The organism is Aedoeadaptatus coxii, assembly GCF_001553115.1.
Taxonomy (GTDB): domain Bacteria; phylum Bacillota; class Clostridia; order Tissierellales; family Peptoniphilaceae; genus Aedoeadaptatus; species Aedoeadaptatus coxii.
In genome coordinates, this window is sequence record NZ_KQ960171.1 from 62018 (window position 1) to 79403 (window position 17386).

Consider the following 17386-nt stretch of genomic DNA (forward strand, 5'->3'; position numbering starts at 1 on the left):
TGATGCACAAAAGTTGCGACTGGATCGTAATTAATGAATGTAGATAGCAACAAAAAACGGACCCGAAGGTCCGTTTTGCTTTTGGAAAGTTAGCAGGGCTTGACGACTTTGTATTGAATCATGAGCTCTGCAATGCGATACATATTGGTAATATCGCCGACTTGTAATTTTTCTTTTACTTCGTATTGATTGAGGCAAAGGCCGCAGGAAAGAACTTGTGTACCTTTCTTTTCCAGTTCCTTTAAATCGCCGATAACTTTTTCGTTAAGGGAGGGGAGAAGAACGCCGGTGTTGTAGAAGATGACGTAGGTCGGTGTAATATCTTGTTCGGTAAGAGCGTAGATAAAGCCTTCCAATAAGTTTTTAGAAAAGGTTTCGTCACCCGTGCCCATTTTGTCGCTGGAAATGGCGACGACGTATTCGCCGCAAAGACCTTCTTCCGCAACGGCGACGCTTTCGCCATCGCCGGTTTTAACGAGGTGAACCTCGTAATCCGTATTGGAATTGGTTTTAACATCGGCGGAGAAGCCGAGTTGTTTTGCCATTTTAGAAAGATTTTCCGTGGCGATTTTATTATCGACTTTGACGGTAACTTCTTCCAAGTTTTCTTCGCGAATGGCTTTTTTCGTTAAAATAACGGGGCGAGGACATGCGAGCCCCATGGCGTCGATTATTTTCATTGTATTACCTCACATAAATGGATTTTTCGGAAGGTTCGATCATTTCGCCAATGTAGGCGACGTCGATGCCTTTCTTTTTCATTTCGTCGAACATTTTTTTGCCGTCGTCGGGATCCACGCTGATTAAGAGTCCGCCCGATGTTTGGGGATCATATAGCACTTCTTCCAAGGCGAAGTCGTCGATTTCAAAGGCGATCTTGTCGCCGTAGGCGTTGCGATTCCGTTGGCCGCCGGCGGTAAAGAGGAAGTTTTCCGCCGCTTCTTTAGCGCCACTTAAAATATTAAGTTTGTCGGCGTAAATGACGGCGCTGGCGCCATCGGTCATTTCGCATAAGTGACCCAATAGCCCGAATCCCGTGACGTCGGTTAAGGCGTGAACATCGTAGTTTTTCAAAACATCGTAGGGATGTTTGTTCAGGCGACACATGGAGTCCACGGCCGCTTGATAATCTTCTTTACTTACTTCGTCGACGGTGTAGCCGCTCATTAAAAGGGACACGCCGAGGGGTTTGGTAAGGTAAAGGGCGTCGCCGACTTTCGGCGTATTATTGCGCTTAATATCTTTCAGGTTTAATTTACCGATAACGCTTAAGCCGTATTTGATCTTGGGGTCGTGAATGGAGTGGCCGCCGGTTAAGGTGGTCATGGCTTCTTTACAAACCTCGGCGCCGCCTTTTAGAATTTCATCTAAAATGGCTATGTCTTCTTCCTCGGGGAAGGCGACGATGTTCATGGCGCTAATGGGCTCGGCGCCCATGGCGTAAATATCCGAAAGGGCGTTAGCCGCCGCGATTTTGCCGAAGGCGTAGGCATCTTCCACCATGGGCGGGAAGAAGTCCAGGGATGTGACGATGGCGATGTCATCGGTAATTTGGATGATGGCGCCGTCTTCGTTGCCTTCGAAACCTGCGAGAATATCCTCGCGTTTATAAATGGGTAAGTTTCTTAAAATAGTGGATAGGTCGCCTGCGCCGATTTTGGCATTGCAACCTCCACAAACGTCTAAATGCATAGTATCCCTCCATGGCTTCATTATAACACAGGCGTAAAAAACGACATGTTTTTGCTTTATAAAATTAAATGATGAAGGAACAAAATGTATAGAAAAAATAAATAGAAATAAAAAATGCCCCGAAGGGCGATTTTTTATAGAGCTTCTAAAGCTTGTTCGATGTCGGCGATAATGTCTTCTTTATCTTCGATGCCTACGCTCATGCGAATGAGGTCGGCGCTGACGCCGGCGGCGAGAAGTTCATCGTCGTTCATTTGGCGATGGGTGGTGCTGGCCGGGTGGAGGACACAGGTGCGGGAATCGGCGACGTGGGTAACGACGGCGGCGAGTTTCAAACTGTCCATGAATTTTGTAGCGGCTTCCCGTCCGCCTTTAATGCCGAAGGAAATGACGCCGCAAGATCCGTTGGGGAGGTATTTTTTAGCAAGTTCGTGTTGGCTGTCGTCTTCCAATGCGGAGAAATTAATCCAGGCGATTTTGTCGTGGCCTTTTAAATACTTGGCGACGGCGAAGGCGTTTTCGAAATGGCGTGGCATTCTAAGGTGAAGGGTTTCGAGACCGAGACCTAAATAGAAGGAGTTTTGCGGCGAGGGAATGCTTCCCAGATCGCGCATAATCGTCGTGGTCATTTTCGTAATATAGGCGCCTTTACCGAAGGTTTCCGTATAGGTGACGCCGTGATAGGTTTCGTCGGGTTCGGTCAGCTGGGGATATTTTTCTTTGTGGGCTGTCCAGTCGAAGTTTCCGGAATCGATGACGGCGCCGCCTACGGAGTTGGCGAATCCGTTCATGTATTTCGTCGTGGAGTGGGTGACGATATCGGCGCCGTATTCGAAGGGGCGGAGGAATATGGGTGTGGGGAAGGTGTTGTCCACGATAAGGGGTACGCCGTGGGCATGTGCCGCGTCGGCGAAGGTTTCGATATCTAAAATTTTAAGTGCCGGATTGGCAAGGCTTTCTCCGTAAACCGCCTTGGTGTTCGGGCGGAAGGCGCGATCCAATTCTTCTCGCGTCGCCGCCGGATCGACGAAGGTGGATTCGATGCCCATATCCTTCATGGTGTGGGCGATAAGATTGTAGCTACCGCCGTAAATAGCGGAAGAGGCTACGACATGATCGCCGGCTTTTAAAATATTAATGAGTGCGTAGAAATTGGCCGCCTGACCGGACGATGTTAAAATGCCGGCGACGCCCCCTTCTAAGGCCGTGATCTTCGCCGCCACGGCGTCGTTGGTGGGGTTGGCAAGTCGAGAGTAGAAATAGCCGGATTCCTTCAGGTCGAAGAGATCGCCCATTTGTTTCGAGGAATCGTATTTAAATGTAGTCGATTGAACGATGGGCACCACGCGAGGTTCGCCGTTTTGGGGATCGTATCCCGCTTGCACACATAAAGTTCCAAGTCCTTGTTTTGTCATCATATCCTCCTAAAATTCATTATTAACAGTGGAAGGGGCGGTGTTTCTGTTTTGTCCCTTCACAAATTCATAGATTAAACCGAGTACAAAGCCCGTTATGGCGGGCAAGAGCCAGGCGAAGCCCGCTCCCGAAAGGGGAATGGCATCGACGGCGGCTTGCAAGAGGGGAAGGCCGGTAAAGGCATTTACAGCTTCCAGCAAGCTGACCATCAGGGTAAAAACCATGGCGACGCGAAAGGCCGGGGCGTGATTTTCCAGGGGTTTGTAGAAGACGCCCAAGATCATGAGCATAATGACGCTGGGGTAAACCATGAGGTAAATGGGCGTCGCCAAGAAGACGATTTTTTCCACGCCCAAAAGTGTAATGCCCGCGCCGATGCAGGAAAATAAAATCGCCGCCTGTTTGTGGGAAAGTTTACCATTGGTAAATTCGTGAAAGAAATTTGCAATGGATGTAATCTGCCCGATGGCCGTGGTTAAGCAGGCGAGGACGACGGCGATGCTTAAAAGTGCCAGTCCCTTTTCGCCTAAAATGGCGCGCACGATGTTGAGCAAAAGGGCGGCGTGATCGATATCTGTGGGATACTTGCCGCTTAATTTAGCGCCGAAATATAAGAGTCCGACGTAGATAACGAAGAAGAGGCAGAAAGTAATGACGCCTGCTTTGGCGACGATACCGTTTCGTTCCTTATCACTTGCGTAGCCTCTACGCACAATGTCGCCGATAAAGACCGTGCCGATTAAAAAGCTTACGAGCAAATCTCCCGTTTGGTAGCCGCCTAAGAAGGAATGCAGGAGCACGTTGTTTACTTGGGGTGGGGCTGCTACGGCGTCTATAGGGAAGAGCACGCCTTTGATCACGATGAAAAATAAAATCACCACGAGGGCGGGGGTAAGGTAGCGGGCCACTTTATCGACCATGGCGCTCAGATCCAGGGCGAAGTATAGGGCGATTCCGAAATAAAACAGGGCGAATACCGCCATGGGTACTTTCGGAAAAAGCGCCTGAACGCCCAGCTCGTAGGCTACGGCGCCGGTTCTGGGAACGGAAATGTGGCCTGCGAAAAGCATAATTAAAAGCAGTAAGTATTTGGAAAATTCCGGATGGATATTTTTCGTAAGGGCCTCTACCGAACCTGCCCTCGAAATAACGTAAAGGGCGACGATAGGCATGAGTACGGCCGAAATCATAAGCCCTATAGCACCTAAACTCCATTCATTTCCCGATACCAGGCCGAGAGCGCCGGGAAAAATTAAATTTCCCGCTCCGAAATAGGAAGCGAAAAGCGCCAAGCCGATGTAAAGTGTGTCTCGTTTTTTCTGTTTCATGTCTTTCTCCTTTTTTCTTCTGTTATTTGCGAGAAAATAAAAAAAGCTTCCGCCCCAAAAGGACGAAAGCAAAATGCTCGTGTTACCACCTTTTTTCATTATTTTATCGCTAAAATAACCTTACAGAGTACCATCATACCCGTGACGCTATAACAGGCGTACCTGTCGCAGCCTAAACCGAAGCTTCGGTGCGAACACTCCGAGGCCATGTTCCAAAACTTCCATGCCGATTTCTCTCACCAAATGAAATCTCTCTGTAAGCACTTCCCTTTTGTACTCTCCTCTTCAACGTTATGAATGGAATTATAGGGGAAAGAGCAAAAGGAGTCAAGGAGATTTTTTAAAAAATTAAAAAATTCGGCGAAATAGGAATCATTCCACATTTTACCCTTTACGGAAAACGTGGTAAGCTTGAGGTGTAAAGGCGTTTCGACTTTTATTCTATGGCGCGGAGGATTTTTTTCGTCACGTCGATGCCCGTGGCTCGTTGAAAGCCCAGGTAACTCATATTGCTGTTCACCTCCACGAGGAGAGGGCCATCCTTCGATTGGATAAGATCGATGCCCGAAAAGGTAAGGCCCAAGAGGCGGTGAGCTTTTAAGGCCATGGCGGATTCTTCCTCCGTTAGGGAAACGGGGCGCGCCGATCCGCCTAAATCGATATTGGCGCGGAAATCTGTCGGATTGCGTCGCTCGATGGCGCCGAGAATCTCGTCGCCGACGACGATGACCCGCTTGTCCACGCCTTTCGCTTCTTTTACATAGCGCTGAAGGAGATAATCGGCGGAGCCGAAGTTTTCAGCGAGGGTCACGAGCTCGTCCCTATTTTCGGCGAGAAACACCTGCTCTCCGAAAGAACCTTTCGCCGCCTTCACCACCATAGGGTAGCCGAAGCGTTTTTCGACGTAGCGGAGAAAGTCCTCTTTCGGCGCGGCACTTTTGTAGTGGAAGGGGCCGGGGATGGTGTCGATCATGGGCACGTGTCCCGCCAAGGCTTCCCATGTAAGAAGTTTGTCGTCTGCGATTTCAATGGATCGAGGCGAGTTATAGACGGGCACCTCTTCCGCCAGGGCGCGGGCGAGGCGAATGTCTTTATCGAAAAAAAGGATTTTACTCGGTCGAGGATCCCCTTTTAAATCCACGGCGCGAAGTTTACCGCCGACATGTTCCAATGCGTAATCGGTGTGGGCTTTGGCCAGCACCTTGCCGCAGGTTTTAGTAAAATCGGCGACCACTTTATGAATGGTAAAGGAGAAATAACCGTGATAGATAATGTGAATCATACTGCCTCCTCGAGGGATGTGGTGGAAAGATTGCGGATGGAAATCGACGCAATCGACGACGATGTGATCCGCCTTTTGGAAAAGCGCTTTGCACTTTCCCGTGCCATCGGCGAGGAAAAGAAAAAAGAAAAGCGCGAGGTCAAGGACGGAAAGAGGGAAACATTTATTTTAGAAAAAATTGAAAAATTGGCGCCCGAATACAACGGGGAGATCGCTTTATTATACGCTCGTCTCTTCGAACTTTCCAGAGGTCTTCAAGCTTAAGGCTTCTACCTGATTATATCGGATTTCCTGTGATATAATCGAAAAAGGAGGAACTTATGAAAATATTAATTACGGAAGATGAAGCGGCCATCGCCGAAATCATCGCTTATAATCTTTCAGGCGAAGGTTACGAAACGAAAATCGCATCCGACGGCGTGGAATGTCTCGAAGTGTTCGACGGCTTTCAGCCCGATCTCGTACTTTTAGACGTTATGATGCCGAGAATGGACGGCTTTGAAGCACTGCGCGAAATCCGCAAAAAAAGCCGCGTCCCCGTGATTATGCTCACGGCAAAAGACGCCGAAGGGGATCGCATTCGCGGCCTGGAATACGGCGCAGACGATTACGTCGTCAAGCCCTTCAGCATGGGCGAGCTCGTGGCGCGGGTCAAGGCCAACTTCCGCCGGCTCGATTTTGAAAACGAAGGCTATCTCCCCGGAGAAGTCATCGAAGAAGCGGATCTGTACATCGATCCCGTAAAATACGAAGTGACGAAGCGAGGCAAGGTCGTGGACCTGACCCTTCGGGAATTTGAATTACTTAAATACTTAGCCCAATCTCCGGGCACCGTGTTCAGCAGAGAACAACTTTTAGAAGAAGTATGGGGCTACGAATACTACGGCGACATTCGCACCGTAGACGTTACCGTGCGCCGTCTCAGGGAAAAAATCGAAGACGGCGGTGATTTCCGCTACATCTTAACCAAGAGAGGAGTAGGCTACTACTTTGGAGGATAAGCATTACGCCAGTATAAAATGGCGATTCATTTTTATCTATGTGATGCTCGTCACCGTCGTTATGGCCATCGTCGGCGCCTTTATCGTCAAGCGATTGGAAGACGCCCAATTGGAAAAAGTGCAGACGGATATGGAGCAGACATTGTCTTCCATCGCCAATTCCTCTCCCTATTTGACGGAAATGAAGTGGGAAGCGGCGGCGGATCGCATTCAAAACACGCTGGATGCGTGGCGAATCGGAAGCGACGAAACTATTTACGCCATCGGTCCCGGCAATGTGCCGAAGATTCTCGCCACTACGACCAATTCCGCCAATCTCGTGTCCGGCACCAATGCCTTAGGGGACGGCAATCTTTCCCCTAAGCTTATTTTAGATGCCTTTCGCGGAGAAGGGTCTTCCGTTTTAAGAGAAGACAATCAAAGCGGCGTGCGCTATGCCCATTACACGATGCCGGTCTATGCAAAAGACGGCAGCGTCATGGGCTTATTTTACATGGTCGCCAATCTTTCCTCGGTATACGATGTGGTCGGCGATGCCCGCGTTATTATGACCTACGCTACAGTTGTGGCCCTTGCCGTCACCACCGTCCTCGCCTATATCCTCGCCCGTTCCATTACCCTTCCCATTCGGGATGTGACGCGGCAGGCGCGGGAAATGGCGGAAGGCAACTTTAACCAAAAAGTCGACGTCAAAAGCAACGATGAAATCGGCAGGCTGGGCAGTATGTTCAATTACCTTACCAGCGAATTGGAAGAGACTATTTCCAGAATGGATTCCGAGCGCTCTAAATTGGATACCATGTTCCACTATATGTCGGAAGGGGTTATTGCCGTGGATTCGGGAAGCCTTCTGCTCCACATTAATCCCGTGGCTCGGGAAATTTTAAATGTGCCGGAAGACGCCATCGGCAAGCCCTTCGACTTAAAGCGACTCAATATCGAAAAGATCAACTACTACGAGCTCGGCTCCTTGACGGGGCTTAGCCAAATCGAAATTAAAAACAAATTTTACAATATTCGCTACGCCCCTTACAAAGGGGACAGTAAAAATCCCCAGGGGATTATCGCCGTGTTGCAGGATATTACGGAAGAACATAATTTGGATATTCTCAGGAAAGACTTCGTCGCCAATGTGGGCCACGAATTAAAGACGCCCATTACGACGATTAAATCTTACACGGAAACCATGCTCAAAGCCCAATTGGATCGAGATGCTCAGCAGCGATTTTTGTCGATTATCGATCGGGAAACCGACCGCATGACCCATTTGGTCACCGATTTATTGCAGCTTTCCAATATGGACGCCAAGCGCACCAACTGGGATCTCGTCTCCATGGATGCCTACGAAGTGATTACCAATATTCTGGAATCCCTCCAGCCCATGATTAAGGAGCGACATCACCGAGTGTATTTAGATATTCCGGAAGATATTCGCCCCTTCCTCGCCGATCGCCACGGCGCCTACCAGGTTATTACGAATATTCTGACCAACGCCTTTAAGTACACCACCTATGCCGGAAAAATCGAAGTCGTCGGGCGAAATTACGGTTCCCGGGTGCACATTCAGGTGAAGGACAACGGCATCGGCATTTCCAGAAGCGATTTAGAGCGCATTTTCGAACGCTTTTACCGCGCGGAAAAAGGCAGAAGCCGCGACGGCGGCGGCAGCGGACTGGGCCTTTCCATTGCACGGGACATTATGGAAAACATGGGCGGGCGCATTCGCATAAAAAGTGAACTGAACAAGGGTACGGAAGTGCTCTTGAGCTTTCCCATGGATCAGGAGGAACAATGAAAGAAAGGCTAAAAAGCGGAGCCATTGCGGTATTGCTCGTCATTACCGTGCTTTTGGCGCGCCAGATTTGGATTTCACCGCCGCCTACGGGGAAAAAATTAATTAAAGCATCGGAGGTTACCTTGAGCGAATCGGTAACCGGTCGCTTGCTGCCCTTTTCCGCCGTAGTCAATTTCGGCGGCGGCAAACATACCAAACTCTATCAGCTTAAAAACCTGTGGCCTTTTTACCGCAACCTTTTGAAACAAAACATCGCCGATAAAGACGACAAGCAGTGGGCGCGAATGGATTACAAGGAATACCTGAAGCTCCACGACGAGCCTTCGGTAGTATTCGATTTGGGAAACGACACCTATTCCGATCTCTTTAAAAAGATTTACAATATCGACGATTTAAAGGGCAAACTCCTTCGCATTTACTTTTCCGAAGCCGACGGCATTTTATTTGAAACCGATCGCGGGGTGTACCGCACGGAAAAATGGACTCCTCTTTCCGCCATTAACCAGTACATTCGCACGTTGGAAAAGGAACACTACCCCGCCTACACTTCCCTTTGGGAGCGCTACGGCATTGCGCGAGCGGTGTATTTGCCGGAAGGCACGCCTCATTTTGAAGGGGGCATGGTCTACCGCAATGAAATAAAAGACATGAAAGGCCCTTACCGCACAGATTTAGTACAGCGTCTTTTAAGCACGTCCATCGACGACATTCACGTCATTAGGGAAGAGGATTCCGTTCTCTACGTTTACGGCAAGCGCAATGTGCGCCTTTCCGATAACGGTATGCTGGATTACCACAACAATTCCGACACGACGCAAACCGTTACCGACGCCGCCGGCGCCCTGCAAGTGGCTTACGAATTTTTAGCCAAGACCACGGGCAATATCGACGACCTCTACATGCAGCGCATCGAGCCCATCGGTTCGGGAAAGCGCACGGGCTTCCGCGTGATTATGGATTTTACGGAAAAAGGCATGACGGTCTTTCCCCTAAAGGGCAAGCCCGCCGACTTCATCGAGCTTGAAATTTACAACAACCGTGTGGAACGCCTGCGCTCCATTTACCGCAATAAGGTGGAAGGACTGGGAGGCGACGTGACCCAAGAAGGGTTGCCCTTTGAAGAGATTATGAAACGCAATCCCGCCATTTTCGGCACGGCGGAAGAGGGATACGATAAGACTTTAAAGAATCTGAATAATTTCTTTATGTGCTACATCGACGACACGCAATCGGACGAAAAACCTCTACGCTACGGCTACGTCATCGACATGGGCGACGAGCGCTACATCTTTGACGGCGAAAGCGGCGTTTTAGTAGGAGGTGATGAGAAGTGAATTGGCACAAAGCGAAAACCGTTCTTCTTATCGCCCTCCTGCTTACCGATTTATTTCTCGCAGGCGTACTCCTTTTAGATCAACGGCGTATTTCGCCGAAAGAAGATTCCGCCGCCTTTCATAGGGAGACGGAAAAACTTTTGAAAAAAAGCGGCATTACTTTGGTTGCTTCCATTCCCAAAGACGGAGAGAAACTTCCCATACTGGATGTGGAATACGAACACGACACCGCCGATCATTGGAACGAGCGCATGTTTAGGGGAAAGGGAAAAATTACCGCCGATCGGGATCAACTCCTTACGATCGAAGGAATTCACGCGAAATTAAAGATCACCGACAATCGACGAATTATTTACACCGCCGACCACACATCCAACCGCTCACTGGAGAAAAAAGAAGCGGAGCAAGTGGCGAAGCGCTTCCTCGAAGAGCGGAAATTTTCCACTCGGGATATGCAACTGGTTACGGCGGATCAGGAGGGAAATCGCTGGCGACTGACTTACACCTGTATGTATAACGATCGCCACATGGAATCCACCTATACTGAGATCGATATTTTAGGCGATGCCGTGGTAAAAATGGATCGCCTTTGGGTCAATGTCATCGCCGAAACCGACAGCGAAAAAGCACTGCCTCTCGCCAGCCAATCCCTTTTGCGCCTTCTCTCTCATGAAAGCTTAAAGGGGCGTACCATCGAAGCAATCGATCCCTGCTATTACTTCAATTTGGAAGATCAGGGATCGGTGGAAAACCTCTCCCACGCCACGAGGGGCTACTCCACCGTAGCCTGGCGCATGGTGTTAGACGGCGGGGAAGAACTGGTACTCTTGCGATAAGGAGGAAAGACGATGACGCGAAAACAATTTTTCTATTACGAACTTGCGGTGCCTGTAATATGGTTTTTATCCCTTTTGGCGGTCAAGGGAATTCAGAGCGGCGATTTCCCGTCGGCTTTACAGGACAGCGCCAATTTAACCCTTCTCTTTTATGTCCTTTTCAATAGTATTCTTTACTTCAAGTTTGATAAACTGAAAGAAAACAAAAAATAAAATCAACTAAAAAACGTCAGGCCAAAAACCTGACGTTTCTTTTAATTGGAATTGTGTTTTTTGAGTAAATCGTCTTTGATTTTCCAAAGTTCCGGGCTAAGGTCGACGATGTATTCCTGCGGCGTGTTGAGCCGTTTAATTTCGTCCCAAAGGCTGGCCAACTCCCGTTGTACTTTTTCTCGAATGTCTTCCAGAGAGGGGCTTTCGTAAACCAGCTTGCCGTCGACGTAAATATCTTCCAGAAGGGAGCGCACTTCGTAATTTTTCAGCGTCTTGCGCTTCCAAGTAAAGAGGGGATGGAAGATTTCATAGTGTTCATCCGGAACTTCTTCCCCTTTAACGGCGATGACATCGGCGAGAGCTTTGCCCTTTTCCTTGTCGTAAAAACGGTAAACGTCTTTTACGCCGGGGGTGGTAATCTTCGACACATTTTCTGAAATTTTAATCGTAGGGATGACCTCGCCCTCTTCTTCGCGGGCTACCAGTTTGTACACGCCGCCGAAAACCGGGTGGCTCTTCGAGGTAATGAGTCGTTCGCCGACGCCGAAGGAATCCACTTGGGCCCCTTGTTTTAAAAGGTCTTCGATGACGTATTCGTCTAAGGAATTAGACGCCATAATCGTCACGTCGGGGAAGCCGGCGTCGTCTAACATTTTGCGGCAGGCTTTGGAAAGATAGGCGATGTCGCCGGAATCGATGCGCACGCCGCGGCCTTCGTAGCCTTGCTCCCGCAGTTCCCTAAAGACTTGAATGGCATTGGGGAGGCCTTGATGAAGCACGTCGTAAGTATCGATGAGCAGGAAACAGCTGTCGGGATAAACTTTTGCGTAGGCTCTAAAGGCGTCGATTTCTTCGTCGAACATTTGCACCCAGCTGTGGGCCATGGTGCCCAGGGCGGGCACGCCGTAAAGCTGTTCGGCGAGAGTATTGGCACTGCCGTTGCAGCCGCCGATGTAGGCGGCACGGGCGCCTAAATTGGCGCCGCTGTAACCTTGAGCGCGACGGGAACCGAATTCCGTGACGGGGCGTTCGCCGGCGGCTTTGCAAATGCGATTGGCCTTGGTGGTAATCATGGTTTGGTGATTAATGGTTAAAAGCACCATGGTTTCGATCATTTGCGCCTGAATGGCGGGTCCACGAACGGTAACGAGCGGCTCGGAGGGGAACACCACCGTGCCTTCGGGAATGGCGCGCACGTCGCATTCAAATTTAAAATTCGCCAGATAGTCTAAAAATTCTTCGCTGAAAATGCCCTTGCTTCTTAAAAAGTCGATGTCCTCTTCGTCGAAGTGGAGATTTTCCAAATACTCGATAAGTTGTTCCAGTCCGCTTAAAATAACGTAACTGGCATCGTCCGGTGCGGAGCGAAAGAACATATCGAAGTGGACGATTTCATCTTTCATTCCGTTTTCAAAATAACCGTTTCCCATGGTGAACTCGTAAAAGTCCGCCAGGAGCGTGTAGTTGTTATTATCTGTAAATTTCATAATACTCTCTTTCTCAAATTATACGATCAATTGGTTTCATTATAGCACAGTATGCCCAAAAACCGACGGTAGCAAACATTTTCATGTCTGATCCTTATGGGATCTCTATCAAAAGGGGTGTGGAGACGGCGTCTTATGGTACAATACAGTCAATTGAAATAAATTTAGAAGGTGAAATATGTTACAAGTATCAAATGTCAGCGTGTTGTTTCCGGACAAGAAATTGTTCGACGATGTGGATCTCCTCTTTCAAGGGGGCAATTGCTACGGCATTATCGGTGCCAACGGTGCGGGAAAATCCACTTTTTTAAAAATTCTCTCCGGCGAATTGGAACCTACCACGGGCCACGTATCGAAAGATAAAAATGAACGTATCTCCAAATTAAAGCAAGACCACTTTGCCTACGACGATTTTTCCGTATTGGACACGGTAATTCAAGGGAATGAAGAACTTTACGCCATTCGGGAAGAAAAAGACGCCATCTACATGAAGCCCGACTTTTCCGACGAGGACGGCATTCGCGCCGGGGAATTGGAGGCGAAATTCCAGGAAATGAACGGCTATGAAGCGGAATCGGAAGCCTCCCGTTTGCTTCAAGGCTTGGGGATTCCCCTGGAAAAGCATGAGCAGACCATGTATGAACTTTCTGAAGCTGAGAAAGTAAAAGTTCTTCTCGCGCAGGCTCTTTTCGGCGAGCCGGGCATTTTGCTTTTAGACGAGCCCACCAACGGTCTCGATGTGCGCGCCGTCATGTGGCTTGAGGATTTCCTCGCCGACTTCCCCGGCATCGTCCTCGTGGTCAGCCACGACCGCCACTTCTTAAATAACGTATGTACCCACATGGTGGACATCGACTTCGGCAAGATCAATATGGTCACCGGGAACTACGACTTCTGGTACGAATCGGGGCAATTGGCGGCCAAGCTTTTAAAAGAGCAAAACAAGAAGAAAGAAGAAAAAATCAAAGAGCTTACGGATTTTATTCAACGGTTCAGCGCCAATAAATCGAAATCCAAACAAGCTACTAGTCGTAAAAAGCTTTTGGATAAAATCGACCTCACCGAAATCCGCCCTTCCTCGAGACGTTATCCCTTCGTGGGCTTTACCCTTTCGAGGGAAGTAGGCAACGAAATTTTAACAGTGGAAAATCTCTCCTCTTCATTAGACGGCAAGTTGCTCTTTAAAGATATCTCTTTTAGAATCGACAAAGACGACAAAATTGCCTTTATTGGAAACGACGTGGCCATTACCCGTTTCTTTGAAATTATTACGGGCCATTGCGACGATTACGAAGGGGAATATAAATGGGGACAAACCATTACCATGCGCTATTTCCCCAGAGACAATAGCGAATTTTTCGACGATCGCGACGAAAACCTCGTGGACTGGCTCAGAAATTACAGCGAGGACCAATCGGAAATCGTCATGCGTTCCCTTTTAGGCCGCATGCTCTTTTCCGGCGACGAAGTGCTTAAAAAAGTCAACGTCCTTTCCGGTGGGGAGCGCGTGCGCATGATGTTTTCCAAAATGATGATCGATCCCAGCAATGTGCTTATCTTCGATCAGCCTACCAATCACTTGGATTTGGAAAGCATCGAGGCGGTGAACAACGGGCTCATCGATTTTAAGAGCAATGTACTCTTCACAGCTCACGACCACCAATTTATCTCCTCCATTGCCAATCGCATTATTGAAATTCGCGACGACGGCACGGTCCTCGACGTCAAAACCGATTACGAAGACTTTATCGAACGCTATATTGTGGAACCTAATGAAGGGTTAAACTGAATTTAACATAAACAAAACATTTTGATGTTAAAGTGAAAAGAGGTGCACGATGCACAGTGTCATCGACATCGGTTCCAATACCGTGCGCCTGTCGGTTTTTCGCATAGAAGACGGCAAGGCGCTAAATCTATTCAATGAAAAGCAAACCGTCGGCTTGGCGGGGTATCGAAAAAACGGGCGACTTACTGAAGAAGGTATTCGCGCCCTAATCGAAACTCTGGGGCATTTTATTTATATTCTCGATCAGTTGGATGCCATTCGCTACACCCACGCCATCGCGACCGCTTCCATCCGAAATATTAAAAACTCGGAGGAGGTTCTTCGCCGTGTGAAAGAAGCCCTCGATCTCGATATCGAGATTTTAAGCGGTGAAGAAGAAGCCCATCTGGCCTTCGTCGGCTCAGCGGGCACAATCGAAGGCCACCTGAACGGCGTCTTAACCGATATCGGCGGCGGCTCCACGGAACTCGTGCTCTTTGAAAAGGGGCGCGTCGTGGACTCAGCCTCTTTGGATATCGGCTCACTGTCCGTCTTTCGGGACTATGTAGACGGCCTGTTTATCGACAATGATGAGCGCAAAGAAGTGGACGAGCGCTTGAAATTTTTATTAAACGCTCAAGACATTCCGAGGGTCCACTATCCTATTCTCTGCGCCGTGGGCGGAAGCGCCCGGGCGACGTTGAAAATGTATAATACTCTTTTCGACGAGCATCCGGACAACGATGAGATGAACATCGACGATTTGAAGACCTTAATGAAACATTTGCTGGACATTGATGATAAAGAAAAAATGGAAATTATTCTAAAGGTAAAAGCAGACCGTATCCATACCTTATTGCCCGGCTTAACGATTCTTTATCGAATCGCAAAATATTTTCACGTGGATAAAATTGCCGTCGCTCAGACGGGTATTCGGGAGGGATACGTTATCAGCCGCATTATAGGAGGCTAATAATGCACGATATTTCTTTCACTCAAAACCGCGAATTGTCATGGTTGCTCTTTAATGAGCGCGTCTTGGAAGAAGCTCAGGATGGGCGAGTTCCCCTTCTGGAGCGTTTAAAATTCCTGTCGATTTTCGACTCCAATCTCGACGAATTCTTTATGGTACGGGTAGGGTCCCTCACGGATCTTTCTATGCTCAACAAGCGCGTCATCGACAATAAATCCGAAATGGATCAGGACGAGCAATTGGCCGCCATTATGGATCAAGTCAAGGTTTTATACCAGAAAAAAGATTACGTTTTTAAAGATCTTAGAGATCAGTGTCGGGCCAAGGGTTTTTATGCCGTAGAAAATGAGGAATTGACGGAACACGAGGAAAGAATCTTAAGAGCCTATTTTGAAAACACCGTAAGCCCCTATTTAAGCTATCAAATCGTCGATTTAACCCATCCCTTTCCCCGGATTCCCAATCTGGGGATCGTCATTCTCTACCGCTTGAGGAAAAAAGGATCGGACGACGAAAATTGCATCGGCATTATTCAGGTGCCACCTAATTTAAAACGGGCCATCCGCCTGGATAAAAATAAACATATTCTTTTGGAGAAGGTGATCGAAAAGTACGGCGCCGTCCTCTTTGAATCCTATTCTGTGGAAGATGCGTATACTATGAGCCTGACACGGAATGCGGACATCGACTGGGACGACGAAGATTACGAATTTGCGGAAGATTACCGCTCCCATATGAAAAAGATGCTGAAAAAAAGAAAGCGTCTCATGCCCGTGCGTTTGGAGTTCGACCGCCTGCCGCCGAAAGAGGTATTGGACTACCTTTTAAAGAATTTATCCCTGGATCGAAGCCGGGTATTTGTCACTACGAGTCCGGTGCGTCTCGGCTATCTCTTCGATATGGTGGAGGAGCTCGCACCTCATATGGGGCCTGAAAATCTGGACGAACCCTTTGAGCCGCAAAATGGGCGGGATGTGGACGAGAACCTGCCCATGATGGAGCAGATCGAAAAGCGGGACATCTTCCTCTCCTATCCTTACGAATCCATGGAGCCCATTATTCGCCTATTGGACGAGGCGGCCAACGACCCCTCCGTCGTTTCTATTAAAGTCACCCTTTACCGCATCGCAAAAAACTCCTTGGTGGCGGAAAAACTCATGGAGGCGGCGGAAAACGGGAAAGACGTTATCGTCCTAATGGAACTTCGTGCCCGTTTCGACGAAGAGAACAATATTCTATGGTCTTCTAATTTAGAGAGTGCCGGTTGCCGGGTCATCTACGGCTTCAATAAATTTAAGTGCCATTCCAAGGTGCTTCTCATTACCCGCGTCGTCGATTCGAAACCCGTCTATATTGCGCAGATCGCTACGGGCAATTACAACGAAAAGACGGCGAAGCTCTATACAGATTTCGCCCTCTTGACCGCTCATCAGGGAATCGGGCGGGATGTGAATCGTCTCTTCGATAATTTTCTCATCGGCGAGTTAAAGGGAAGTTATGAATATCTGTGGGTGAGTCCGAAAAGCTTGCCCGAAGGGGTAGAGGCGGCCATCGACGAGGAAATCGACAAAGTAAAAAATGGTGGAGAGGGCTACATCCGCCTAAAGATGAACTCCATCTCCGATCGAAAAATAATCGATATACTCTCCGAAGCTTCCAACGCCGGCGTAAAAGTAGATATGCTCGTGCGAGGGATTACCTGTATCGTGCCGAAAATTCCCGAGCGTACCGAAAACATCTCCGTCTATTCTGTCGTGGGGCGCTTCTTGGAACATCATCGCGTCTATCAGTTCGGAAAAGGAGACGATGCAAAGGTGTATATTTCCTCGGCGGATTTTATGACGAGAAATGTGAGAAAGCGTGTAGAAGTAGCCTGTCCCGTTCTCGATCCCTCGGTGAAGAAGCGAGTATTGGAATTTATGGATATTATGTTTAAAGACGATGTAAAGCGTCGGGAACTCCTCCCTTCCAAACGATACGTTCCCGTGGAAAACAAGGAAAACTTTATTGCGCAGGATCATCTGATGAAAGAAGCCGAAGAGTATGAGCGTAACAGAAAAGAACGCAGGGAAGAAAAAGTTGTAGCGATAAAAAGTGAAAGAGTAAAACCGGATAATTTCTTTACGAAATTTATAAAGAAAATATTCGGATAAAAATAGGACTATCGACAGGGAAACCTGTCGATTTTTAATTTATCCGGTGATCGATTTATTCTATTAAAGGGCCCCTCTTTTAAAATTTTGATATAATGGGCCATAGAA

15 protein-coding genes and 1 other annotated feature are annotated in these 17386 nt (G+C 48.4%); of the genes, 9 read left to right on the plus strand and 6 right to left on the minus strand.

Going from position 1 to position 17386, the window contains the following annotated elements:
• Positions 1 to 89: 89 nt before the first annotated feature.
• The 5 genes from yedF to HMPREF1863_RS02410 form a co-directional block, all read right to left on the minus strand.
• Complete coding sequence (yedF, locus tag HMPREF1863_RS02390; protein ID WP_068367057.1) at positions 90 to 680, minus strand: sulfurtransferase-like selenium metabolism protein YedF; 591 nt, start codon at positions 678 to 680, stop codon at positions 90 to 92.
• Positions 681 to 684: 4 nt separating this feature from the next.
• A complete protein-coding gene (gene selD / locus HMPREF1863_RS02395; protein WP_068367058.1) occupies positions 685 to 1692 on the minus strand; it encodes a selenide, water dikinase SelD in 1008 nt (335 codons plus the stop codon).
• 134 nt (positions 1693 to 1826) lie between these two features.
• Entirely contained in the window at positions 1827 to 3107 is a 1281-nt protein-coding gene (locus tag HMPREF1863_RS02400) for an O-acetylhomoserine aminocarboxypropyltransferase/cysteine synthase family protein (RefSeq protein WP_068367060.1), read from the minus strand.
• A 9-nt stretch (positions 3108 to 3116) separates the two neighbouring features.
• Positions 3117 to 4436, minus strand: coding sequence for a branched-chain amino acid transport system II carrier protein (gene brnQ, locus HMPREF1863_RS02405; protein WP_083508480.1), 1320 nt, complete (start codon positions 4434 to 4436; stop codon positions 3117 to 3119).
• Positions 4437 to 4491: 55 nt separating this feature from the next.
• Positions 4492 to 4734, minus strand: a binding site (T-box leader).
• 138 nt (positions 4735 to 4872) lie between these two features.
• On the minus strand, positions 4873 to 5718 hold the full coding sequence (locus HMPREF1863_RS02410; RefSeq protein WP_068367063.1) for an ATP-grasp domain-containing protein: 846 nt from the start codon (positions 5716 to 5718) through the stop codon (positions 4873 to 4875).
• Here HMPREF1863_RS02410 and HMPREF1863_RS02415 point away from each other — a divergent pair.
• The 6 genes from HMPREF1863_RS02415 to HMPREF1863_RS02440 are packed head-to-tail and all read left to right on the plus strand — an operon-like array spanning position 5698 to position 10897.
• Positions 5698 to 5982: a chorismate mutase gene (locus tag HMPREF1863_RS02415; protein ID WP_068367064.1), complete on the plus strand. Its 285-nt coding sequence runs from the start codon at positions 5698 to 5700 to the stop codon at positions 5980 to 5982. The two genes, HMPREF1863_RS02410 and HMPREF1863_RS02415, sit on opposite strands and share 21 nt — an antisense overlap.
• A 56-nt stretch (positions 5983 to 6038) precedes the next feature.
• On the plus strand, positions 6039 to 6719 hold the full coding sequence (locus HMPREF1863_RS02420; protein WP_068367066.1) for a response regulator transcription factor: 681 nt from the start codon (positions 6039 to 6041) through the stop codon (positions 6717 to 6719).
• Positions 6709 to 8514: an ATP-binding protein gene (locus HMPREF1863_RS02425; RefSeq protein WP_232300093.1), complete on the plus strand. Its 1806-nt coding sequence runs from the start codon at positions 6709 to 6711 to the stop codon at positions 8512 to 8514. Before HMPREF1863_RS02420 ends, HMPREF1863_RS02425 begins: the two co-directional genes overlap by 11 nt.
• Positions 8511 to 9848 carry a hypothetical protein gene (locus tag HMPREF1863_RS02430; protein ID WP_068367067.1) on the plus strand — a complete coding sequence of 446 codons (1338 nt, stop codon included), beginning with the start codon at positions 8511 to 8513 and terminating at the stop codon, positions 9846 to 9848. The genes HMPREF1863_RS02425 and HMPREF1863_RS02430 overlap by 4 nt, the downstream gene beginning before the upstream one ends.
• The gene (gene yycI, locus HMPREF1863_RS02435; RefSeq protein WP_068367068.1) at positions 9845 to 10684 is read left to right on the plus strand and encodes a two-component system regulatory protein YycI; all 840 of its coding nucleotides are present in this window, start codon (positions 9845 to 9847) and stop codon (positions 10682 to 10684) included. The genes HMPREF1863_RS02430 and yycI overlap by 4 nt, the downstream gene beginning before the upstream one ends.
• Before the next feature lie 12 nt (positions 10685 to 10696).
• Positions 10697 to 10897: a hypothetical protein gene (locus HMPREF1863_RS02440; protein WP_068367070.1), complete on the plus strand. Its 201-nt coding sequence runs from the start codon at positions 10697 to 10699 to the stop codon at positions 10895 to 10897.
• Between the two features lie 41 nt (positions 10898 to 10938).
• On the opposite strand, the gene HMPREF1863_RS02445 is transcribed toward HMPREF1863_RS02440, so the two are convergent.
• Entirely contained in the window at positions 10939 to 12384 is a 1446-nt protein-coding gene (locus tag HMPREF1863_RS02445) for a nicotinate phosphoribosyltransferase (protein ID WP_068367072.1), read from the minus strand.
• A gap of 178 nt (positions 12385 to 12562) precedes the next feature.
• Here HMPREF1863_RS02445 and HMPREF1863_RS02450 point away from each other — a divergent pair, with 178 nt between their 5' ends.
• The 3 genes from HMPREF1863_RS02450 to ppk1 are packed head-to-tail and all read left to right on the plus strand — an operon-like array spanning position 12563 to position 17278.
• Positions 12563 to 14173 (plus strand): ABC-F family ATP-binding cassette domain-containing protein, encoded by a 1611-nt coding sequence (locus tag HMPREF1863_RS02450; protein WP_068367074.1) that lies wholly within the window; start codon positions 12563 to 12565, stop codon positions 14171 to 14173.
• Between the two features lie 49 nt (positions 14174 to 14222).
• Positions 14223 to 15125 carry a Ppx/GppA phosphatase family protein gene (locus HMPREF1863_RS02455; protein WP_068367076.1) on the plus strand — a complete coding sequence of 301 codons (903 nt, stop codon included), beginning with the start codon at positions 14223 to 14225 and terminating at the stop codon, positions 15123 to 15125.
• Positions 15126 to 15127: 2 nt separating this feature from the next.
• Positions 15128 to 17278, plus strand: coding sequence for a polyphosphate kinase 1 (gene ppk1, locus HMPREF1863_RS02460; protein WP_068367077.1), 2151 nt, complete (start codon positions 15128 to 15130; stop codon positions 17276 to 17278).
• Positions 17279 to 17386 lie beyond the last annotated feature (108 nt).